The 19,203-nt window shown below is 71.7% G+C and carries 21 protein-coding genes and 2 pseudogenes; 15 read left to right on the forward strand and 8 right to left on the reverse strand.

The genetic code is table 11. The features are described from left to right. Nucleotides 1-3: 3 nt before the first annotated feature. Nucleotides 4-1,402, reverse strand: a pseudogene (locus ACXJ1Y_RS09475) (amidase family protein). A 313-nt stretch (nucleotides 1,403-1,715) separates the two neighbouring features. On the opposite strand from ACXJ1Y_RS09475, the gene ACXJ1Y_RS09480 reads away from it, so the two are divergent. Next, entirely contained in the window at nucleotides 1,716-1,874 is a 159-nt protein-coding gene (locus ACXJ1Y_RS09480; protein WP_463849777.1) for a hypothetical protein, read from the forward strand. 3 nt (nucleotides 1,875-1,877) lie between these two features. Here the strand turns inward: ACXJ1Y_RS09480 and ACXJ1Y_RS09485 are convergent, their stop codons facing one another. Beyond that, complete coding sequence (locus ACXJ1Y_RS09485; RefSeq protein WP_463850077.1) at nucleotides 1,878-2,804, reverse strand: metallophosphoesterase family protein; 927 nt, start codon at nucleotides 2,802-2,804, stop codon at nucleotides 1,878-1,880. A 56-nt stretch (nucleotides 2,805-2,860) separates the two neighbouring features. Further along, nucleotides 2,861-3,352, reverse strand: a pseudogene (locus ACXJ1Y_RS09490) (VIT1/CCC1 transporter family protein); the annotation flags it as partial. A gap of 233 nt (nucleotides 3,353-3,585) precedes the next feature. On the opposite strand from ACXJ1Y_RS09490, the gene ACXJ1Y_RS09495 reads away from it, so the two are divergent. From ACXJ1Y_RS09495 to lpxK, 3 genes are read left to right on the forward strand one after another with little or no spacing between them, the layout of a single operon-like run. Next, complete coding sequence (locus ACXJ1Y_RS09495; protein ID WP_463850078.1) at nucleotides 3,586-4,377, forward strand: lysophospholipid acyltransferase family protein; 792 nt, start codon at nucleotides 3,586-3,588, stop codon at nucleotides 4,375-4,377. Beyond that, nucleotides 4,374-5,693, forward strand: coding sequence for a 3-deoxy-D-manno-octulosonic acid transferase (locus ACXJ1Y_RS09500; RefSeq protein WP_463849778.1), 1,320 nt, complete (start codon nucleotides 4,374-4,376; stop codon nucleotides 5,691-5,693). Before ACXJ1Y_RS09495 ends, ACXJ1Y_RS09500 begins: the two co-directional genes overlap by 4 nt. Continuing rightward, nucleotides 5,693-6,685 carry a tetraacyldisaccharide 4'-kinase gene (gene lpxK, locus ACXJ1Y_RS09505; RefSeq protein WP_463849779.1) on the forward strand — a complete coding sequence of 331 codons (993 nt, stop codon included), beginning with the start codon at nucleotides 5,693-5,695 and terminating at the stop codon, nucleotides 6,683-6,685. Before ACXJ1Y_RS09500 ends, lpxK begins: the two co-directional genes overlap by 1 nt. A 40-nt stretch (nucleotides 6,686-6,725) precedes the next feature. Here lpxK and ACXJ1Y_RS09510 read toward each other — a convergent pair whose 3' ends face one another. Continuing rightward, nucleotides 6,726-6,944: a DUF2093 domain-containing protein gene (locus ACXJ1Y_RS09510; RefSeq protein WP_463849780.1), complete on the reverse strand. Its 219-nt coding sequence runs from the start codon at nucleotides 6,942-6,944 to the stop codon at nucleotides 6,726-6,728. Between the two features lie 49 nt (nucleotides 6,945-6,993). Further along, the gene (locus ACXJ1Y_RS09515; RefSeq protein ID WP_463849781.1) at nucleotides 6,994-7,980 is read right to left on the reverse strand and encodes a bifunctional riboflavin kinase/FAD synthetase; all 987 of its coding nucleotides are present in this window, start codon (nucleotides 7,978-7,980) and stop codon (nucleotides 6,994-6,996) included. A gap of 243 nt (nucleotides 7,981-8,223) precedes the next feature. Between ACXJ1Y_RS09515 and ACXJ1Y_RS09520 the strand changes: the two genes are divergently transcribed. The 6 genes from ACXJ1Y_RS09520 (at nucleotide 8,224) to ACXJ1Y_RS09545 (ending at nucleotide 12,177) form a co-directional block, all read left to right on the forward strand. Continuing rightward, nucleotides 8,224-8,607: a response regulator gene (locus tag ACXJ1Y_RS09520; protein ID WP_243954062.1), complete on the forward strand. Its 384-nt coding sequence runs from the start codon at nucleotides 8,224-8,226 to the stop codon at nucleotides 8,605-8,607. Nucleotides 8,608-8,711: 104 nt separating this feature from the next. Further along, nucleotides 8,712-9,248 (forward strand): protein phosphatase CheZ, encoded by a 537-nt coding sequence (locus tag ACXJ1Y_RS09525; protein ID WP_463849782.1) that lies wholly within the window; start codon nucleotides 8,712-8,714, stop codon nucleotides 9,246-9,248. Between the two features lie 65 nt (nucleotides 9,249-9,313). Further along, a complete protein-coding gene (locus tag ACXJ1Y_RS09530; RefSeq protein WP_463849783.1) occupies nucleotides 9,314-10,099 on the forward strand; it encodes a creatininase family protein in 786 nt (261 codons plus the stop codon). 64 nt (nucleotides 10,100-10,163) lie between these two features. Then, a complete protein-coding gene (locus ACXJ1Y_RS09535) occupies nucleotides 10,164-10,859 on the forward strand; it encodes a DUF1223 domain-containing protein (RefSeq protein ID WP_463849784.1) in 696 nt (231 codons plus the stop codon). 110 nt (nucleotides 10,860-10,969) lie between these two features. Further along, nucleotides 10,970-11,527 (forward strand): RNA polymerase sigma factor, encoded by a 558-nt coding sequence (locus ACXJ1Y_RS09540; protein WP_463849785.1) that lies wholly within the window; start codon nucleotides 10,970-10,972, stop codon nucleotides 11,525-11,527. Further along, nucleotides 11,524-12,177 carry an NrsF family protein gene (locus ACXJ1Y_RS09545; protein ID WP_463849786.1) on the forward strand — a complete coding sequence of 218 codons (654 nt, stop codon included), beginning with the start codon at nucleotides 11,524-11,526 and terminating at the stop codon, nucleotides 12,175-12,177. The genes ACXJ1Y_RS09540 and ACXJ1Y_RS09545 overlap by 4 nt, the downstream gene beginning before the upstream one ends. Nucleotides 12,178-12,187: 10 nt before the next feature. Here the strand turns inward: ACXJ1Y_RS09545 and ACXJ1Y_RS09550 are convergent, their stop codons facing one another. After that, entirely contained in the window at nucleotides 12,188-12,685 is a 498-nt protein-coding gene (locus ACXJ1Y_RS09550; RefSeq protein WP_463849787.1) for a YcgN family cysteine cluster protein, read from the reverse strand. Between the two features lie 220 nt (nucleotides 12,686-12,905). Here ACXJ1Y_RS09550 and ACXJ1Y_RS09555 point away from each other — a divergent pair, with 220 nt between their 5' ends. From ACXJ1Y_RS09555 to ACXJ1Y_RS09565, 3 genes are read left to right on the forward strand one after another with little or no spacing between them, the layout of a single operon-like run. Continuing rightward, nucleotides 12,906-15,152 (forward strand): transglycosylase domain-containing protein, encoded by a 2,247-nt coding sequence (locus ACXJ1Y_RS09555; RefSeq protein ID WP_463849788.1) that lies wholly within the window; start codon nucleotides 12,906-12,908, stop codon nucleotides 15,150-15,152. An 11-nt stretch (nucleotides 15,153-15,163) separates the two neighbouring features. Further along, nucleotides 15,164-15,835 (forward strand): DUF1214 domain-containing protein, encoded by a 672-nt coding sequence (locus ACXJ1Y_RS09560; RefSeq protein WP_463849789.1) that lies wholly within the window; start codon nucleotides 15,164-15,166, stop codon nucleotides 15,833-15,835. After that, a complete protein-coding gene (locus tag ACXJ1Y_RS09565; protein ID WP_463850079.1) occupies nucleotides 15,823-16,422 on the forward strand; it encodes a DUF1254 domain-containing protein in 600 nt (199 codons plus the stop codon). The genes ACXJ1Y_RS09560 and ACXJ1Y_RS09565 overlap by 13 nt, the downstream gene beginning before the upstream one ends. 7 nt (nucleotides 16,423-16,429) lie before the next feature. Here the strand turns inward: ACXJ1Y_RS09565 and ACXJ1Y_RS09570 are convergent, their stop codons facing one another. Further along, nucleotides 16,430-17,218: a hypothetical protein gene (locus tag ACXJ1Y_RS09570; protein WP_463850080.1), complete on the reverse strand. Its 789-nt coding sequence runs from the start codon at nucleotides 17,216-17,218 to the stop codon at nucleotides 16,430-16,432. A 114-nt stretch (nucleotides 17,219-17,332) separates the two neighbouring features. Further along, a complete protein-coding gene (locus ACXJ1Y_RS09575; RefSeq protein WP_463849790.1) occupies nucleotides 17,333-17,524 on the reverse strand; it encodes a hypothetical protein in 192 nt (63 codons plus the stop codon). 399 nt (nucleotides 17,525-17,923) lie between these two features. On the opposite strand from ACXJ1Y_RS09575, the gene ACXJ1Y_RS09580 reads away from it, so the two are divergent. Together ACXJ1Y_RS09580 and gshB are read left to right on the forward strand one after the other, a co-directional pair. Beyond that, entirely contained in the window at nucleotides 17,924-18,211 is a 288-nt protein-coding gene (locus tag ACXJ1Y_RS09580; protein WP_463849791.1) for a hypothetical protein, read from the forward strand. A 32-nt stretch (nucleotides 18,212-18,243) separates the two neighbouring features. After that, entirely contained in the window at nucleotides 18,244-19,200 is a 957-nt protein-coding gene (gene gshB, locus ACXJ1Y_RS09585; RefSeq protein WP_463849792.1) for a glutathione synthase, read from the forward strand. The last annotated feature ends 3 nt before the right edge of the window (nucleotides 19,201-19,203 follow it).

Below are 19,203 nucleotides of genomic sequence, written 5' to 3' on the forward strand. Positions count from 1 at the left end.
GGCTCAGGCGCCCGCCGGGTCCACGGGCATCGGCGGGACGCCCCCGGCTTCGATGGCCTCGCCCGCCGCGAGGCACAGATCCTCCCGGAAGCGGCCGGCGACCACCTGCACGCCGACCGGCGTGCGGCCGACCAGCCCTGTCGTGACCGTGAGGGCGGGGATGCCGAGCGGCGCCAGGGCGATCTGAAGCAACTGCGCCTCGAAGGCGCGGGCGATGCCCTCCGGCGTGCGGTCGAGCCCATCGGGGAAGGGCAACTCGCCGGAGACGGGCACGAGCAGCACCGGGTTCTCGGCCAGGAACACAGAACCATTGCCGGGCGAGGGTCGCCCGCCGGGTCAGCGCCTGGGTGATCGCGTCGGGCCCCAGCGCCTCGGCCCTCGGGCGGAAGGCGTCGAGGAGGTCGATGGCCGCCGGATCGCCCTCCCGCTCGGCCGCCGCGCGGACGGCGGCGAAGCCGTCCCCGAGCCAGAGGGTCAACTGGATGTCGTTCGCCTCGCGCAGCGGCGGCGTGTCGGCGATCTCCTCGACCTGCCAGCCGGCGGCTTCGAGGCGCCGGGCCGCATCGTGCAGCGCCGCCTCGACCTCCGGCACGATGGCGAGGCCCCCCGGCCGCAGGCAGAGGGCGACCTTGCGCGGCGCGGGCGGACCTTCGAGGGGCGCGGGCACCCACCACGGATCGCGCGGATCCGGCGCGGCCATGGCGGCGAGGCCGAGGCGGACATCCGCGATGCTGCGCGCGAGGGGGCCGGACACCGCCATGAGTTGCGGGCCGATCCCGCGCTCGGGGGACGAGGCGTTCCAGGCGGGGATGCGGCCGAAGCTCGGGCGCAAACCGTGGACGCCGCAGGCATAGGCCGGGTAGCGCACCGAGCCGGCGATGTCGGTGCCGTGGGCGATGGCGCCGATGCCCGCCGCCACGGCGGACCCCGCCCCGCCGGAGGAGCCCCCCGGCGTCAGGCCGGGATCGCGCGGGTTCCTGGTCTCGCCGTGCAGGCTGTTGGTGGTGAACCAGCGCAGTGAGAAGGCCGGCGTGTTGGTGCGCCCGAGGAGCACCGCCCCCGCCCGCCGGAGGTTGGCGACGACGGGGCTGTCGTCCTTTGCCACGAGGTCCTTCTGCAGGCGCAGGCCGTTGGTGGTGGGGAAGCCGCGCTGGTCGGCATTGACCTTGGTCGTCACCGGCACGCCGGCGAGCGGCCCCAGCGCCTCGCCCCGCGCGCGGGCGGCATCCACCGCCTCCGCCTCGGCCAGGACCTCTTCCGGCCGGTGATCCACCACGGCGTTCAGCGCGCCGTTGACCGCCGCGAGGCGATCCAGCGCGTCGGCGGCCACCTCGCGGGCGGACACGTCGCCGGCTCGGATGCGACTCGCGAGTTCCGTCGCGGACAGGCGCCAGAGTTCCATGAATCGACCTCGGTTGTGCTGAACTCGCGTGATTCGGAACTTGTTGAACCAGCTAAATCGACCTGCGGCCGACTTATACAAAATGCATCGATGCTGCCTTGAATTTAGGCATCGGCAGGATTGCGTGAACGATCAACGTTTTCCCGCACTGCACATTCCCTGCCATCCGTACTTCACCACAGGCCGGCCTTGCGTCCAACACGCGCTTGCCTAACCTCGCCTTAGATGCGCGTCCGACCTGGGCGTCGGCCCAGAACGGGTTCGGCATCCCGTGACCCCTGCGGCAGCTTTCTCCAGCAAGAGGCAGGTTTCCATGTCCGAAGCCATTCGCGTCAAGCCGACCCACGACGGCACCTACACGGTCTATCGCGGCCATCTCGCCCTGGTCAGCGGGCTCACCCGCGCCCAGGCCGAACGCTACGAGGCCAGCATCACCCGGATGCAGGCCCCGGTCCTCGCCAGCGCCGGCTGAAATTCAAGCCGACAGGGTCGCGCTCGACCCCAGATCGAGGGGGCCGAGATCGGCCATGGACCCGGCGGCGTCGAGGCCGCGCCGCCGGGCCGCGATGGCGTAGCCGTCGTTCACCCGTGCAATGTCGTAGAGCACGTAGCCCGCCCGGCGGGCCGGCACCGCGCCATGCCCATCCGGCAGGGCGGAGGCGGAGGGCACGCCCACCACCGGCACCCTGCGCCCGCCCGGCCCGGCGATGCGGGCGAGGCTCGCGATGTGATTATGGCCGTGCAGGATCAGGTCCGCGCCGACCCGGCCGATCATCGCCGTGAAGGCGGCGGCGTCCTTCAGTTCGCGCCCTGGCGAGGCACCGCCCGGATGGGGCGGATGGTGGATCATCACCACCCGGCAGGGCCGCCCCGGCTCGGTAGCCAGCGCCCGCAGCAGGGTTTCCGCCGCCGCGAGTTGCGGCGGGCCAAGGCGCCCGCTCGCCACGAAGGGCTTCGTCGGGATGGCGCTCGACAGGCCGATCAGCGCCAGGGGACCCCGCCGCCTGAGATAGGGGAAGTGGGCCTGCGTGCCCGAATCGTCCGCCGTGTAGGCGCCGCAGGCGTCGAGCAGCCCCTCCAGCGAGCCGCGCACATAGGCATCGTGGTTGCCGGGCACGAGGCTCACATCCTCGGGCGGTCCCAGCGCCTCCATGAACGAGTGGGCGGTCGCCCATTCGCTCGGCAGGCCGATGTTGCAGAGGTCGCCCGTGCAGGCGATGTGCCCGGCCCCCTGCGCCCGCAGGTCCGTGACGAGGAGCGAGAGGGTCGCCATGTCGTGGCTGCGCGAGCGGCCCCGGCGCCAGTTGGCGTAGCCGGTGGCGCGCTTGCCGAACAACTGGCGGAGGCGCGGCCGACCCAGGGGGCCGACATGCGGGTCGCTGAGATGCGCGAGGCGGAAGATCAAGGCGAGGGGGCGCTCCGGGCTTCGCCCCGGCATCGCGGCGCCGGGCGCCGCCGTCAAGCGCTGCCGATCAGGATCCCGGTCACGAGGACCAGCACGCCGCCGAGCATCACCTGCAGCGCCGCCCGCCAGAACGGCGTGGCCATGTAACGGGTGCGGATGCCCGCGATCACCGCCAGCTCGACCACCACGACCGCCACCGCGAGGCTGGTGGCGAGGACGAAGGCGTTGGGCCAGCCCGGCGGCAGGGTGTCGGGAATCGCGTAGGGCAAGGTGTGGCCGAGGCCGCCCAGCGTCGTCATCGCCCCGCAGACGAGGCCGCGCATCACGGGGCTGCCCCGCCCGGTCACGCTGCCGTCGTCCGAGAGGGCTTCCGTGAAGCCCATGCTGATTCCCGCCCCCACCGAGGCCGCGAGTCCCACGAGGAAGGTCGACCAATTGTGGCCCGTGGCGAAGGCGGCGGCGAAGATCGGCGCCAGGGTGGAGACCGACCCGTCGATCAGCCCCGCGAGTCCGGGCTGGACATAGCGCAGCACGAGGTCGCGCCGCGCCTCGGCCAGTGCCGTCGCCGTATCGTCCACCACCATTGCCATCGCCGCCCCCTTCCTGGAACGGTTCCAATCTACAGTTTGTAATCGTTCAAAACAAGGGCGAGACACGCCTTTGTGAGGCATGTGTGCGATGGCTCTTCCCCTCACGCGGGGCGCGATTGTCCGGCACGGGCGGCTTGAACCGAGCCGGCTCGCGGGGCTATGCCGCCGGGCCTGACACGCGGGCCATGATGAGTTTCTTCAAGCGCCTCCTTCGACAGCCGCTCGTGAAGCGGGCGCTTGGGCGTCTCGCCGCCGGCTATCTGCGCCTCGTCCGCGCCACCAATCGCTTCACGATGGAGACGGGCGCGGGGTTCGCGGGCGACCTGCCGGCCGCGAATGCGTGGCTCGACGCGCAACTGCCCGCCATCTTCGGCATGTGGCACGGCCAGCACATCCAGATGCCGCTGATGATGCGCGCGACCGACCGCGTCGCGACGATCATCTCCCGCAACCCGGATGGGGACATCAACACCATCGCCCTCGAACGCCTCGGCGTGCGGGTGATGCGCGCCTCCGGCGCCCGTGGCCGGCGGCGGACGGCCGATGCCCGGTCCAAGGGCGGGGCCGAGGGCCTGCGCGCCATGCTCAAGGCCCTGAAGGCCGGGGAATGCGTCGCCTTCAGCGCCGACGTGCCGAAGGTGACGCGGCGCTGCGATGCCGGCATCCTCACCCTGGCCCGATTCTCGGGGCGGCCCATCGTGCCCTCGGCGGTGGTGATGAGCCGCCATATCCGCTTCGGCTCCTGGGACCGCGCCTGCCTCGCCCTGCCCTTCGGCCGGGCGGCGATCGTGCTGGGCGATCCGGTCTTCGTGCCCCGCGAATGCGAGGGCGAGGCGTTCGAGCGCCTGCGCCTCCTCGTCGAGACGGAGATGGACCGGGTCCATGCCCGCGCCTACGCTCTGGTCGGGCGGCCCGACCGCGCCGCCTATTACGGCGAGAGCGTCGCCCCGGCGGCCGCCATGCCGAAGGTCGCCGTATGAGGCGGGCCCCGCTGACGCTGCCCCTGCGGCTCTACCGCACCGGCCTGCGCATCGGCGAGCCGGCCGTGGCGGGGCTGCTCGCGTGGCGTGCCCGTCGCGGAAAGGAAGATCCGCGTCGGCTGGGTGAGCGGCGCGGCCTGCCGGGCCGGGCCCGTCCGGTCGGCCCGCTCGTGTGGATGCACGGCGCGAGCGTCGGCGAGGTCCTGTCCCTCGTCGCCCTGGTGGAGGGCATGATCGCCCGACGCTACTCGGTGCTCGTCACCACCGGCACCCGCACCGCCGCCGACCTGATCGGCGCGCGCCTGCCGCCCGGCGCGGTGCATCAATACATGCCCCTCGACGCGCCCCGCTGGATCGAGCGTTTCCTCGACCATTGGCAGCCCGACATCGCCGTGCTGGCCGAATCGGAGATCTGGCCGAACACCATCGTCGCCCTGGACGAGCGCGACATTCCCCTGATCCTCGTGAACGGGCGGATGTCCGAGCGGTCCTTCCGGGGCTGGGAGCGCGCGAAGCGCACGGCGGCGGCGCTGCTCTCGCGGATCGCCGTCTGCCTTGCGCAGACGGAGGAGGACGGCGCCCGCTTCGCCCAGCTCGGCGCCCCGCGCGTCTCCATCGCCGGGAACCTGAAATTCGACGCGCCGGTCCCCCCCGTGGACCCGCAGCAACTGAACTACCTCCGGCCGATGCTGGCCGGGCGTCCGGTCTGGCTGGCGGCGAGCACGCATCCCGGCGAGGAGGCGGCCATCGCCCACGCCCATGCGGAGCTGAAGGGCCGCTTCCCGGATCTCCTGACGGTGCTCGCCCCCCGCCATCCCGGCCGGGGCGCCGAGGCCGCCGCCTGCGCCACCGCCGCCGGCCTGCGCAGCGCCCGGCGCTCGGCGGGGGGGCGGCCGCATCCGGGCGTCGACCTCTACGTCGCGGACACGATCGGCGAACTCGGCCTGTTCTACCGGCTGAGCCCACTCGTCTTCGTCGGCGGATCGCTGGTGCCGCGCGGCGGACAGAATCCCATCGAGCCGGTGCGCCTCGACGCGGCGGTGCTGCACGGGCCGCATACGGGCAATTTCGCGCAGGTCTACGATGCCCTCGACCGGGCGGGCGGCGCGGCCCTCGTCGCCAACGGCGCGGAACTCGCCGATTCCGTCGGGCGGCTGCTCGACGATCCCGCGCGCCTCGCGACGATGGCGGAGGCCGGCCACGCGGCCCTGCAGCCCTTCGAGGGCGCAGTGGCCCGCACCCTCGCGGTGCTCGATCCCTTCGTGGCCCAGATGAAGCTGCAGGGGCTGCACCCGGCGGCGCGCGGCCGGGCCTGATGCGCCCGCCCGGCTTCTGGCAGGCCGGGCCTCGCCATCCGGCGGCGCGGCTGCTGGCCCCCCTCGGCGCTCTCTACGGCGCGGCCGGCGCCCGCCGCATGGACAGGCCGGGCGCGCACGCACCCTGCCCCGTGATCTGCCTCGGCAACTTCACCCTGGGCGGGGCCGGCAAGACACCTGCGGCGCTGGCTGTGGCGGCGATCCTGCGCGACCTCGGCGCCTCGCCCGTCTTCCTCAGCCGGGGCTATGGCGGACGCCTCCCCGGCCCCCTGCGGGTCGAGCCCGCCGCGCACCGCGCCGCCGATGTGGGCGACGAACCGCTCCTACTCGCCCGCGCGGCGCCCGCCGTGATCGCCCGCGACCGCCCGGCCGGGGCCGCCCTGTGCCGCAGCCTCGGTGCGACCGCCATCGTGATGGATGACGGGTTGCAGAACCCGAGCCTCGCGAAGGACCTCTCCTTCGCCGTGGTCGATGCCGCCGCCGGGATCGGCAATGGCCGCGTCTTCCCCGCCGGCCCCTTACGCGTGCCGATGGACCGGCAATGGCCGCATGTCGGCGGGGTGATCCTCGTCGGCGAGGGCGCAGCGGGTGAGTCCGTGGCGACGCAGGCGCGGGCATTGGGCCTACCCATCCACCGGGCGCGGCTCGTGCCGGAGCGGGCCGACCTCGCGGGCGGGCGCTGGCTGGCCTTCGCCGGGATCGGACGGCCGGACAAATTCTTCGCGACGCTCCGGGAGCAGGGCGCGGTGCTGGCCGAGGCCCGCGCCTTCCCGGACCATCATCCCTATCGCGACAGGGATCTCGCGGGGCTGGCGGCGGACGCGGATCGCCTCGGCGCGCGGCTCATCACGACGGAAAAGGACGCCGTCCGCCTGCCGCCGGATGTCCTCGCGCGGGTCGTCGTCTTGAAGGTCGAACTCGTCTTCGCCGAGCCCGAGCCGCTGCGGCGCCAACTGGCCGCCGCGCTGTCATCGTCGCCGCAAACACCTTAAAGTCGGACCTTGGGTTTCCGGCGCAACCCGCTGGCGGTGCTTACGGACGACCGTGTTCCTTCAGGCGCTGCATGAGCACCTCCGGCGTGGCATAGGCCTCCTGCCGCGCGACGCTCCAGTAGCGGAGGTTGTCGAGGGGGATCGCATCCCCTGTCACCGCGCAGCGCACGAAGGCGCCGGGCTTCACCACCCGCATCGTGCCGTCGCCGTAGGAGACGACCGCCTCACCCGAATTTCCACGATCCAACCGGCCCAGCACGTCACGCCTCCGACGACAATTCGCGCCCTTCTATACCCGTCCCGCCCGTTCAGGCGAGCATGGACGGCACGGTGTCCGCCGCGAGGAGCCGCTTCGCCTCGGCGGCGTCGAGATGCATCCGCGCGATCAAATCATCGGCGCTGGCGAATCGCTCCTCGCCCCGGATGTAGGCCACGAACTCCACCGCCAGTTCCTGGCCGTAGAGGTCGCCCGAGAAGTCGAACAGGTTCACTTCGAGGAGCGGCGCGCCGTCATCGAAGGTCGGCCGGCGGCCGTAGCTCGCGACCCCGTCCTTGATCGCGCCGTCCGGCAGCTTGATGCGCACGGCGTAGATGCCGTGGGCGAGGGCGCAATCGGCGAGCATCAGGTTCGCCGTGGGGTAGCCCAGGACGCGCCCGCGCTTGTCGCCGTGGCGGACCTCGGCCGTCACGAACCAGCAATAGCCGAGCAGCGCGTTCGCCCGCGCTACGTCCCCGTCGGCGAGCGCATTGCGGATCTTGCTGGACGACACCGGTTCCTCCTCCCCCGACAGGGCCACGGGATCCACGAGGCGGCAGGTGAGCCCCGCCTCGCGGCACAGATCGCGCAGCAGGGACGGCGTGCCCTCCCGCGCGCGACCGAAATGGAAGTCGTGGCCCACCACGACGCCCGACAGGCCGAGCCCGTCGCGCAGAAAATCCATCACGAAGGCGCGAGCGCTCGTCCCCGCCAGATCGGCGTCGAAGCGCCGGACGATCAGCCCGTCGAGGCCGCTATGGGCGAAGAGGATTTCCTTCGCGTGCTCCCCGGTCAGCCGGAACATCGGCGCGTCGGGGCGGAAGAAGGCACGGGGATGCGGCTCGAAGGTGAGGGCCACGGCGGGGTGGTCGCCCGCCCTCGCTTCCTCGCGCACGGCGGCCGCCAGCGCCCTGTGGCCACGGTGCACGCCGTCGAAATTGCCGATCGCGGCCACGGCTCCGCGCAGGGCGGCCGGCACGGGCTCGTCCACACGGCAGAGGTGGAAGGGCCGCGCGGTCGTGTCGTCGCCTGAGGCCATCGGATCTGGGATCGAAACTCGCGAGAGCACGGAAAGGCCGGGGCAGCCGCCCACCCCCCGGCGCGGCCGGACCCTGCCGAAATGGGCCGAGCCGGTCAAGCGAGCTCTCTTCGACCGCTTTAACGCCTTTGCAACACGGTCGGCGCTAGGGTCATAACAGGTTCCGCACGGTCCTTCCGGCGGACACGACAATCCAACGATCCGGGATTTCAATCTCCCGGGTGACTTCGGAGCATTTGGTTCATGGCTCTCGACCTGAGCATGCCGATCCTCGTCGTCGATGATTATCAGACGATGGTCCGCATTATCCGCAACCTGCTGAAGCAGCTCGGCTTCGAAGAGGTCGACGACGCCTCCGACGGGACGGCCGCCCTCGCCCGGATGAAAGGCCGCAAGTACGGTCTCGTCATCTCGGATTGGAACATGGAGCCGATGACCGGCTACGAGCTTCTGCGCCACGTCCGCGCCGACGAGGCGCTGCGCACGACGCCGTTCATCATGGTCACGGCCGAGTCGAAGACCGAGAACGTCATCGCCGCCAAGAAGGCGGGCGTGAACAACTACATCGTGAAGCCGTTCAACGCGGCCACGCTCAAGTCGAAGATCGAAGCCGTCTGCGGCAGCTGACGGCCCCGCCGGGGCGCGACGGCGGATCCGCCGCCTTCCCCCGGCAAGACTGTGGGGGGGACCGGCGGGTCACAGAAGGTGGTCCGGCACTCGAGGTAGATCAGATGTCTGACGCGCTGCGGAGAAAATCCGCCGATATCCGAGAGTTCGAATCGACCGCCGTGGTCTCCGAACTGATCCAAATCGCCGAATACATCACGCATATGCGCGAAGAGATCGCGGCCCTGCGTGCCAATGAGATGACCCGCGACCGGATCCCCATGGCGCACGAGGAGCTGGGCAGCGTCCTCGACGCCACGGCGGGCGCCACCAACCGGATCATGGCCGCCGCCGAGTCGATCCTGAACCTGCCGGACGGGCCGGAGGCGCGCCCCGACCTTGAGGAGCATGTCGGGACGATCTTCGAGGCCTGTGCCTTCCAGGACATCACCGGCCAGCGCATCTCCAAGGTGGTGGACGCGCTGCAGAGCTTCGAGCAGCGGCTCGACCGCTTCATCGGCGCCGTCCGGGCGCGGGATGCCGCCATCTCCGACCCGGCCGAGCGCGCCCGTCGCGAGCGGGCCGCCGAGCTGATGCTCAACGGGCCGCAGGCGGAGGAGATCGCCACCAGCCAGGACGACATCGACGCCCTCTTCGCCTGACGGTCGACTCCGGCGCCGGGAGACGGTTACACCGTCACCGGGCCGGGTTCGGACGGTGTGAGGGAATGGCGGCGCGTTACTGGTCCGACCTGACGACCGAGGAGTTCGCCGCCCGCGCCATGGCGCGGACGGTCGCCGTCCTGCCCGTCGCCGCCACCGAGCAGCACGGGCCGCACCTGCCGCTCTCGACCGATACCGACATCGCGCGGGGCTATCTCGACCGGGTCGTCGCGCTGACGCCCGACGACATCGACGCGCTGATCCTGCCGATCCAGACCATCGGCAAGTCCGACGAGCACGACGACTTCCCCGGCACGCTTACCCTCACCACCGCCACCGCGCTCGCCGCCTGGACCGAGATCGGCACCGGCATCGCCCGCGCGGGCTGCACGCGCCTTGTCCTCGTCACGAGCCATGGCGGCAATTCCACCCTGATCGACCTCGTCGCCGGGGATTTGCGCAACCGGCTCGGGATGGTCGCGGTGACGACCTCGTGGAGCCGGCTCGGCTACCCGGAGGGCCTGTTCCCCGCCGACGAGATCACCCACGGCATCCATGCGGGCGGGATCGAGACCGCGCTGATGCTGGCGCTGCGCCCCGACCTCGTGCGCCGGGACAGGATCGCCGACTTCCCCTCGCGCGGGGCCGAGATCGCCCGCACCCACACCGTGCTGCGCACCGGCCGCCCGGCGGCGCTCGCCTGGAAGGCCGGCGACCTCAACCCCGCCGGCGCCATCGGCGATGCCCGGCTCGGCAGCGCGGAGGCGGGGGAGCGCCTGCTCGACCACGGGGCGCGGATCTTCGTGGACCTTCTGCGCGATGTCGGCTGCTTCGGAAGCCCGGCGGCGTAACCGGAACGCTTCGGCCGCCGAACAAGCGGGCAGGGGCGCGGTTCGCGACCCGCTGGAGCCTTCCATGAGACCGAAGCCTTCCCTCCGCCTCCTCCCGGCCGCCGCCCTGGCGCTGCTCGCCGGCCTCGCGCCCGCCAACGCCCGCCCGGTGGTGGTGGAGCTGTTCACGTCGCAGAGCTGCTCGTCCTGCCCGCCCGCCGAGGCGCTGATCGGCGCCCTGGCCGGCGAAGGCGCCGATGTCCTGCCTCTCGCCTACCATGTGACCTACTGGAACCATCTCGACTGGCGGGACACGTACTCCCTCCCCGCCGCCACCGAGCGGCAGAACGCCTATGCGAAGCGGCTCGACGGGCAGGTCTACACCCCGCAGACCGTGATCGACGGGCAGACGGGTCTCGTCGGCTCGCAGGAGGCCTCCGTCCGCGCGGCCATCGCGGCGGCGAAGGCGGGGGCTGGGGAGGCCGTGCCGGTGAGCCTCGTGCGCGAGGGCGGCCTCCGGGTGCGCCTCGGCGCCGGGGAGGGCTCCGGCACCGTCACCCTCGTCGGGTTCGATCCGAGCCACGTGACATCCGTCGCCCGTGGCGAGAATGCCGGGCGCACCATCAAGCAGGCGAACGTCGTGCGCTCCGTTGCCGAGATAGGCCGCTGGAGCGGCGCCGCACGGGAATGGACCTTGCCTTGGCCGGCGGGCGAGGCCGCCGCCGTGATCGTGCAGGACGGAGCGGGCCGCGTGATCGGCGCCGCGCGGACGGGGGGATAGGCATGGCCGCCTCGTTCGCCCTCGGGACCGGCGGGTTCCCGCCGGTCGGTCGCGCATTCCGGCCGGCTGCGCTAGAAAGCGCACGCGGAGAGGCACGGGCCGGCAGCGGAATGGCGCTCGAAGGCGAATTGGCGGGCCTGATGGCGGCGGCGCAGCGGGGCGATGCGGCCTCCTACCGCGCGCTGCTCCGCGCCTCCCTGCCGGTCATCGCCGGCTTCGCCCGCGCGCAAGGCGTGCGCGGCGACGCGGTGGACGACGTCGTGCAGGACACGCTGATGACCCTGCACGCCGCGCGGGCGAGCTACGACCCCGCCCGCCCCTTCATGCCGTGGCTGCGGGCCATCACCCAGCGCCGGGCCATCGACCGTCTGCGCCGGGCCGCGCGCCGGCCTCAGGAGGTGTTCGATCCCCTCTCCTACGAAGCGGAGGTGGATCCCCTCCCCGCCCCCGGCGCGGGCATCGAGGCGCGCGAGCGCGGCGCCGCCCTGGCGCGGGCGGTGGCCGCGCTGCCTGAGGGGCAGCGGCAGGCGGTGGAGCATCTGGGTTTGCGCGAACTCAGCCTCGACGAGACCGCCGCCCTCACCGGGCGCAGCAAGAACGCCCTGAAGGTCAATCTGCACCGGGCCCTGAAGGCGCTCCGGGCCAGTCTCACGCCGGGGGGCGAATGATGGACATGCGCCACGACCGGCTCGTCGAGCATCTCGCCGGCCGCCTCGAACCCGTGCGGCCCCTGCCCCGCCCCTCGCTGCGGGCGGCGCTGTGGATCGGCGCGGCCGTCGTCATCGGCACGCTGCTCGCCTCGAAACTGGCGATGATTGGGCTCGAACACCGCGCCGGCCGGGCCGATCTCTGGCTTGCGGCGGCGGGCGGGGCGCTCACCGCGATCACCGCCGCCTACGCCGCCTTCGCCACCAGCGTGCCGGGCCGCTCGCCGGCCTGGGCGCTGCTGCCCGTGCCGGCAGCGGCCCTCTGGATCGGCGCGAGCGGCCTCGGATGCCTGCGGGCGTGGGTCGCCCCGCCCCTCGACCTCAGCGAGGCGCACGAACCGGTGAGCTGCTTCAGCTTCCTCGTCTGTGTCTCGGTGCCGCTATCGCTGCTGATCGTCGCGATGCTGCGCCGGGCCTGCCCCCTGCGGCCGAACCTGACGGCGGCGCTGGCCGGCCTCGCCGTCGCGGGCGCCGCCGCGACGCTCCTCGTGCCGTTTCACCCGGTGGAGGCCACCGCGTCCGACCTCCTCGTCCATGCGGTGGTCGTGGCGGGGGTGATCGGGCTGAACGCCCTGGCCGGGGGGCGGCTGCTCTCGAAGGCGCCCGCCTGAGGGCGCGACGCTACGCCTCGTCCTCCGGCGAGAGCGCCGGCCAGTCCACGATGCGCTCGGGATACTCGTCCTCGCCGAACTCCTCCTCGGCGCCGGCGATGCGCCCGCGCACCGACATGCCGGCCTCGTGGATCGTGGCGCGGCTGCCCGAGACGAGATGGTGCCAGGGATAGAGCGGCAGCCCGTCCCGGACCAAGCGGTAGGCGCAGGTCGGCGGCAGCCACGGGATCGCGCGCACCGCCTCCGGGGTCAGGCGCACGCAATCGGGCACCTTCTTCTGGCGCCGGGGATAATCCCGGCAGCGGCAGGCGTAGCCGTCGAGGAGCGTGCAGCCGATATCGGTGTGCAGCACCTCGCCGGTATCCTCGTCCTCGAGCTTGATGAGGCAGCAGCGGCCGCAGCCGTCGCACAGGCTCTCCCACTCGTTGGGAGACATTTCTTCGAGGGACTTGGTGCGCCAGAACGGCGCGTCCGCAAGCGGCTCGGATTTGAAGGGGGATTGGGACATCGGCCCCGACCGTCTGCCCGAGGCGCCCGCCGGAGGCAAGCCGCCGTCCCGCGCCCGCCGCAATCGCCGCGTTAACCTCGATGGCGATCCCGCCCCTGGGGAAAGGGCCCGTGAAGGGGCCCATGCGTTAACCTGCGCATCGCGCCGCCTCGCCGCCGCGATGCAACCCTGATAAGGAATGGGTAGCCGAGAGGGCGCCCGAACACCGGATCCGAACACCGTGCGCCTGCCCAGATTGAACGCGATCAAGACTCGCATCGAGCGCGCGGCCCTCGCCTTCGACGCGTGGGTCAACGCCTCGCTCTACGACGGCGGCCGCTCGACCGGCGAGGCGTACGAGCGCTTCCAGCGCTTCATGAGCCGCTTCGCCGTGCGCGGCTGGAAGCGGATCGGCCTCGATCTCACCAGCGAGGCGCTGACGCTCGGTGTGGGCGGCATTTTGGCGCTGCTCGCCCTGGCGCAGCCGGCCTTCCAGCTCACCAGCGACAATTGGCTGAAGCAGCAGGACCTCGCGGTCACGTTCCTCGACCGCTACGGCACCGAGGTCGGGCGGCGCGGCATCAAGCACGACGATTCGCTGTCCCTCGACCAGTTTCCCGACATCATGATCAAGGCGCTGATCTCCACGGAGGACCGGCGCTTCTACGAGCATTACGGCATCGATCCGATCGGCACGCTGCGCGCCCTGGTCGCCAACTCGCGCGGCGGCGGCAACACACAGGGTGGTTCGTCCATCACCCAGCAGCTCGCAAAGAACCTGTTCCTGACGAACGAGCGCTCCCTGGAGCGCAAGGTGAACGAGGCGTTCCTGGCCTTCTGGCTGGAGAGCCACCTCACCAAGAACGAGATTCTGAAGCTCTACCTCGACCGCGCCTATATGGGCGGCGGCACCTTCGGCGCGGTGGCGGCGGCGGATTACTATTTCGGAAAGCCGCTCAAGGACATCAGCCTCGCGGAGGCCGCGATGCTGGCGGGCCTGTTCAAGGCGCCGACGAAATACGCGCCCCATGTGAACCTGCCTGCCGCCCGCGCCCGCGCGGCCGACGTGCTGCACAACATGGTCGAGGCTGGCTTCGTCACCGAGGGCCAGATCCAGACGGCCCTGCGCAACCCCGCCACGCCCGTCACCCGCACCCGCGACATCACGGCCGATTACTACCTCGACTGGGCGTTCGGTCAGGTGAAGGCCATGGCCGACAGCGGCAAGATCCGCGACCGGGTGCTGACGGTGAAGACACCCCTCGACCTCGCCGTGCAGAAGCGCGCCGACGAGGTGGTGGCCGACATCCTGCGCAAGTCCGGCGACGCCTTCGACGTCGATGAGGCGGCGATGGTGATCCTCGATCCCGATGGTGCCCTGCGCGCCATGGTCGGCGGCGCCGATTACGGCGAGAGCCAGTTCAACCGCGCCACCGACGCCATGCGCCAGCCGGGCTCGTCGTTCAAACCCTACGTCTACGCGGCGGCCCTGGCCTCGGGCCAGTTCAAGCCGGACACGACCGTGGTCGACAGCCCCGTCTGCATCGGCAACTGGTGCCCGCAGAATTACGGGCGCTCCTATTCCGGCCGCCAGCCGATGTGGCTCGCGGTGGCGAAATCGGTGAACACGATCCCGATCAAGATCTCGATCTCCCTCGGCAAGGCGCTCGGCATCACCCACGAAGCCAAGGCCGCCAAGGCGGGCCGCGCCAAGATCATCGCCATGGCCCACAGCATGGGCGTGACCGCGCCGCTCATCGATACGGTGTCGCTGCCCATCGGCTCGGACGAGGTGACGGTGATCGATCAGGCGGCGGGCTATGCCGTATTCGCCAACGGCGGGTTCAGGGCGAAGCCCTACGCCGCCACCGAGATCCGCAATTCCTCGGGTGAGGTCGTCTATCGCCACGCCGACGAGGCGCCGGAGCGGATCCTGTCGCCGCAGGTCGTGGCCGACATGAACTTCATGCTCAACAAGGTGGTCGAGGAAGGCACCGGCAAGCGGGCGCAGCTCGAAGGCATCAAGGTCGCCGGCAAGTCGGGCACCACGAACGCCTACCGCGATGCGTGGTTCGTGGGCTACACGGGCAATTATGTCGCCGCCGTCTGGTACGGGAACGACGACCACACCTCCACCAACAAGCTGACCGGCGGCTCCCTGCCCGCCCAGACCTGGCACGACGTGATGGAACCGGCCCACCAGGGCATCGAGATCAAGGGCCTGCCCGGCCTGAAGGACAGCGCGAAGGCCGCCGCGCAGGCGGCGGCGGGCGGTGCGACGGCGCCGGTCGATCCGAACGCCAGCTCCTTCGGCAAGCTCTCCCGCCGCTCCTTCGAGGTGATCGGCGGGCTGAACGGGCTGTTCCGCGCCGCCGAGCGCCCCCGGGCCCAGACCCGGCCGGGTTCGGACGACCGCGCCTCCGCCGCGCCCGCCCGCGAGGTCGCCGAGGGCGCCCGCGCCGTGGGCGGCCGCATCGCCCTGCCGTGAGGCATGAGGCCATGAAGGTCGCGTTGTCCGGTCAGGCCGCCCGCCTGCCCGCATCCGCAGGGGCGGTTGGGGGGCTCGTCGCCCGCTTCGTCCGCAAGAGCGGCATGCCGCTGCTGGTCCTCTATGCCCTCGCCCTCGGGGCGGTGCTTGGCCTCGCCAGCGCCGACTGGGCGACGCGGGGCGGCTATCCGTTCGGCGGGTTCCGCATCGGTCCCTGGACGGCGTGGCCCCGCGCCGGGGCGACCGGCGCCGACCCCTATACCCGCGCGGTGAATGCACGCCGGGGCGAGATCCCCCTCGCGGTGGGCGAGGGCTTGCTCCTCACGGCGGCCGAGGACGACGAGGGCCGTACCCTCGATGCCTCCTGCACCTACGCCATCGGCGGTGTCGTGCCCCCCGCCCGCGCCTGGACGATGACCGTCGCCGGGCGTGGCGCCCGCGACCCGGATCGTCCGCATATCCGCGACGGGTTCACCTCCACCGAAATCCTGCGGCGGCAGGACGGGCGCTTCGTGATTACCCTCTCGCCGGAGGCCGAGCCCGGCAACTGGCTCCCGAGCCCGCGCGCGACCGGGCCGATGCGCCTCGCGCTGCGCCTCTACGACACGCCGGCCGCCGCAGGGGTCGGCTCCCTCGACCGGAGCGTGGTGCCCTCCATCACCCGGAAGGGCTGCGCCCCGTGAGATTGCGCCTCGCCTACGCCACCCTCGCGGGGTTCGTCCTGGCGGGCATCGTCCACATCGCGGCGGTGCTGGCCATCCCGCGCCTCGCGGAGACGGATGCGGTGACGCGCGCCCGCACCAGCGAGAACCTAGACCATCCGCAGGTCATCTACGCCCTCTCGACCGGCGAGACGGCCGCGCCGCAGGAGGCGTGGCTGCCGATCCCCGATCCGGCGGTGGCGGTGGGCGTCTGCGCCTTCGACCTTACGGATGGGCCGATGCGCGTCTCGGCCCGGACAGGTCCGCTGGCGTTGTCCCTCGCGGCCCATGGGCGGCAGGGCGCGTTCTACGCCGTGACCGATCAGGCGGCGGTGCGTGGCGCCCTCGATCTCGTGATCCTCACCCGCGCGCAATACGATCAGGCGCTTGCCGACGACGACGAGAACGAGCCGAGCCGCGATGTGCGCATCGTCGCCCCCGAGGGGCGCGGCTTCGTCGTGGTGCGGGTGATCGCCGGATTGCCGAGCCAGCGCGAGGCGGCCAACGCCGCCGTGCAAGCGGTGAACTGCACGACCGACGCCGCCGCAGACGATTCGGCCAAGCGCTAGCGCCGGATCAATCCTTCACGATCAGCGGCGGCGCCACGGCCACCGCCGGAGCGGGCACGAGCCCGCAGCGGATTGCCGCATCCGGCGGCAGCACCGGGTCGAGCAGCGGACGCCGGGCGGCGAGCATCGCCAGGGCGCGGTCGGATTCGGCTGCGGCGGGGTCCGGCGCCTCGGCGAACAGGTGTTCGAGGGCGTAGCGATAGGCCTCCAGGCGCTCGCCCGTTTCCATCCGAACCCAGGCCACGAGGCAGCGGTTCTCCGCCACCCGCATGGCCGCCTGCCGCACGTCCCAATCGTCGAGGGTCTTGGCGAAGGGCAGGCTCTTCAGCCGCCGCGCGTCGGCATCGGCCACCCGCGTCGCGAGCAGGGCGAAGGGCGGGATCAGCCGTGCATCGGCCACGGCATCGTCGGTGAGGCGGCGGTAGCGCGAGACCGGCGAGCGCAGCCCCTCCCCCAGGATCGCGTCATGGTAGCGCGCCGGATCGTGGGGCCGCCACGAAGGCGGCAGCACCCGCGCGCGGGTCAGGTTGGCGAGGATGTCGAGGAACGCCTCCCGCGTCGTCGCGGGCATCAGGAAGCGCCACGCGCGGGCGCGCAGGTCCTGCTCGTCGTCGGTGAGCGGCGAGGCCGAGGCCGGGCCGCCGCGCTCGCCCGCCGTCACGGTGCCGGTGGCGTCGATCAGGCTGTTCCACACGCCGGCCTTGGGACGCCCGAAATCCCCCTGCTGCGCGCAGGAGACGAGGAGGCCTAGGACGAGGCCGAAGGGCAGCGTGCGGAGGGCGCGGCGCCTGCGCATCGCGCCCGCGTGCGGGAGGCTGAGTGTCTGGGGCATGGCGCTGAACGGGGCTGCGGGCGTGCGGTCGCATCCGCCGGCCGCGCCGGACGCGTCACTGTGCCGGGAAGGGGTCGCTCAGGAGGCGAGGCGCTCGTAGCGCACGCCGAGGAAGAGCAGGATCTGGCCGCGCGACTCGCCCGAGACGGGGGCCGGGCGGGTCGGCCGCGCGCCCCGCGACGGGAAGGGAACGACGATGCCGGTGCGGACGGGCTCGTCCGATGCCGGAGGGGACACGGCGCTGCGTTCGATTTTCCGGTGGCGGTTCATGGTCTGGCTCCTGTCGGCGATCCGGGCTTTTGCCCAGGCCCGGCAATGGGCGTCGGCAAGGGGCGTTAGGTGGAAGGGCGTGAACTCTGGTCTCGTGATGCCTGATCAGATCATCACGGGATGGTTAACAGATGCTTGCCGGGGTGGCGGCGCGGCTGGATTCAATTGGCCTGCGCCTTGCTTGAAGACCGTGGCCCATGGCGGGCGTTTCCTCCCTTTGACTGGCCCTGCCCGGATGCGGGCGGGGCCGTTTTCTCGTCGGGAGCCGGCCGCCGCATTTCTGCAACGCGCGACACAAGTGGTAGCCGAGGCGCTTGCCTACCGCCCGGCTGGCCCGATATGCGGACGCAACGCGGGCTGGTCCGCCGCCCCGCAATCGTTGTTTGAGGACAAGGCTGGATGCGACTGGTTCCGGACAATTCCCTTCGTTCGCCGCGTGCCGTCGCGCTCGCTGCACTGACGTTTCTGACGCTCTCGGCCGCTCCGGCTTTCGCGCAGCGCGAAGATCAGGGTCTGCAGCTCGGCTGCGCCGACGATTATTTCCGCCTCTGCATCGGCGTCGATCCGAACAGCCCCGACGCGGATCGTTGCATGCAGCGCAACCGTGCCAAGCTGTCTCAGAAGTGCCGCGCGGCCATCGGTGACTATGATCGCCGCACCGGCGGCAAGTCGATGCCGAACAACTGACAGCTGCGTCACCCGCGCACGGGAAAGCCGCCATGAGCCTGACCGTTGCGGTCCAGATGGACCCGATCCAGAACATCCGGATCGCGGGCGATACGACCTTCGCGCTGTTGCTCGAAGCCCAGCGCCGGGGGCACCGGCTCTTCCACTACACCCCCGACCGGCTCTCCATGCAGGGCCGGCGGGTGACGGCGCGGGTCGAGGCCCTGACCGTCCAGGACGTGCAGGGTGATCACTTCACCCTCGCGCCGCCGGAGCGGATGGACCTCGCCGAGTGCGATGCGGTCCTGATGCGCCAGGATCCGCCGTTCGACATGGCCTATGTCACGGCGACCCACATGCTGGAGCGGATCCACCCGAAGACGCTGGTCGTGAACGACCCGTCCGAGGTGCGCAACGCCCCGGAAAAGCTCTTCGTCCTCGACTTCCCCGAACTGATGCCGCCGACGCTGATCAGCCGTGATCGCGCGGAGATCGAGGCGTTCCGCCTGGAGCACGGCACGGTGGCGATGAAGCCGCTGCACGGCCATGGCGGCGCGGCGGTGTTCAAGGTGACGGAGAACGACCCGAACTTCGGCTCGATGTTCGACCTCTTCGCCACGACCTTCAAGGAAGCCTGGGTGACGCAGCGCTACCTCGACCGCGTGACCGAGGGCGACAAGCGCATCATCCTCGTGGACGGCGTGGCCATGGGCGCGGTGAACCGCGTGCCGGCGGCGGGCGACATCCGGTCGAACATGGTGCGCGGCGGCGCGGCCTCGGCCTCCGAACTGACCGAGCGCGAGCGCGAGATCTGCGCGACGATCGGCCCGGAGCTGGCGCGGCGTGGCCTGATCCTCGTGGGCATCGACGTGATCGACGGCCATCTCACCGAAATCAACGTCACCTCCCCCACCGGCATCCGCGCCATCGAGCGCCTCGGCGGGCCGAACCTCGCCGTCACCGTGTGGGATGCCATCGAGACCCGCATCGCCGCGCGCAAGGCGGGCTGACGC

This window comes from Methylobacterium sp. TK26 (assembly GCF_055361565.1).

Excerpts from the sequence above, each read along its gene's own strand:
- ACXJ1Y_RS09525 (WP_463849782.1), top strand. The coding sequence starts at position 8,712 with ATGTCTGACGCGCTGCGGAGAAAATCCGCCGATATCCGAGAGTTCGAA.
- ACXJ1Y_RS09540 (WP_463849785.1), top strand. The coding sequence starts at position 10,970 with ATGGCGCTCGAAGGCGAATTGGCGGGCCTGATGGCGGCGGCGCAGCGG.
- ACXJ1Y_RS09530 (WP_463849783.1), top strand. The coding sequence starts at position 9,314 with ATGGCGGCGCGTTACTGGTCCGACCTGACGACCGAGGAGTTCGCCGCC.
- ACXJ1Y_RS09520 (WP_243954062.1), top strand. The coding sequence starts at position 8,224 with ATGGCTCTCGACCTGAGCATGCCGATCCTCGTCGTCGATGATTATCAG.
- ACXJ1Y_RS09480 (WP_463849777.1), top strand. The coding sequence starts at position 1,716 with ATGTCCGAAGCCATTCGCGTCAAGCCGACCCACGACGGCACCTACACG.
- ACXJ1Y_RS09500 (WP_463849778.1), top strand. The coding sequence starts at position 4,374 with ATGAGGCGGGCCCCGCTGACGCTGCCCCTGCGGCTCTACCGCACCGGC.
- ACXJ1Y_RS09575 (WP_463849790.1), bottom strand. The coding sequence starts at position 17,524 with ATGAACCGCCACCGGAAAATCGAACGCAGCGCCGTGTCCCCTCCGGCA.
- lpxK (WP_463849779.1), top strand. The coding sequence starts at position 5,693 with ATGCGCCCGCCCGGCTTCTGGCAGGCCGGGCCTCGCCATCCGGCGGCG.
- gshB (WP_463849792.1), top strand. The coding sequence starts at position 18,244 with ATGAGCCTGACCGTTGCGGTCCAGATGGACCCGATCCAGAACATCCGG.
- ACXJ1Y_RS09570 (WP_463850080.1), bottom strand. The coding sequence starts at position 17,218 with ATGCGCAGGCGCCGCGCCCTCCGCACGCTGCCCTTCGGCCTCGTCCTA.
- ACXJ1Y_RS09545 (WP_463849786.1), top strand. The coding sequence starts at position 11,524 with ATGATGGACATGCGCCACGACCGGCTCGTCGAGCATCTCGCCGGCCGC.
- ACXJ1Y_RS09495 (WP_463850078.1), top strand. The coding sequence starts at position 3,586 with ATGAGTTTCTTCAAGCGCCTCCTTCGACAGCCGCTCGTGAAGCGGGCG.
- ACXJ1Y_RS09580 (WP_463849791.1), top strand. The coding sequence starts at position 17,924 with ATGCGACTGGTTCCGGACAATTCCCTTCGTTCGCCGCGTGCCGTCGCG.
- ACXJ1Y_RS09535 (WP_463849784.1), top strand. The coding sequence starts at position 10,164 with ATGAGACCGAAGCCTTCCCTCCGCCTCCTCCCGGCCGCCGCCCTGGCG.
- ACXJ1Y_RS09550 (WP_463849787.1), bottom strand. The coding sequence starts at position 12,685 with ATGTCCCAATCCCCCTTCAAATCCGAGCCGCTTGCGGACGCGCCGTTC.
- ACXJ1Y_RS09560 (WP_463849789.1), top strand. The coding sequence starts at position 15,164 with ATGAAGGTCGCGTTGTCCGGTCAGGCCGCCCGCCTGCCCGCATCCGCA.
- ACXJ1Y_RS09515 (WP_463849781.1), bottom strand. The coding sequence starts at position 7,980 with ATGGCCTCAGGCGACGACACGACCGCGCGGCCCTTCCACCTCTGCCGT.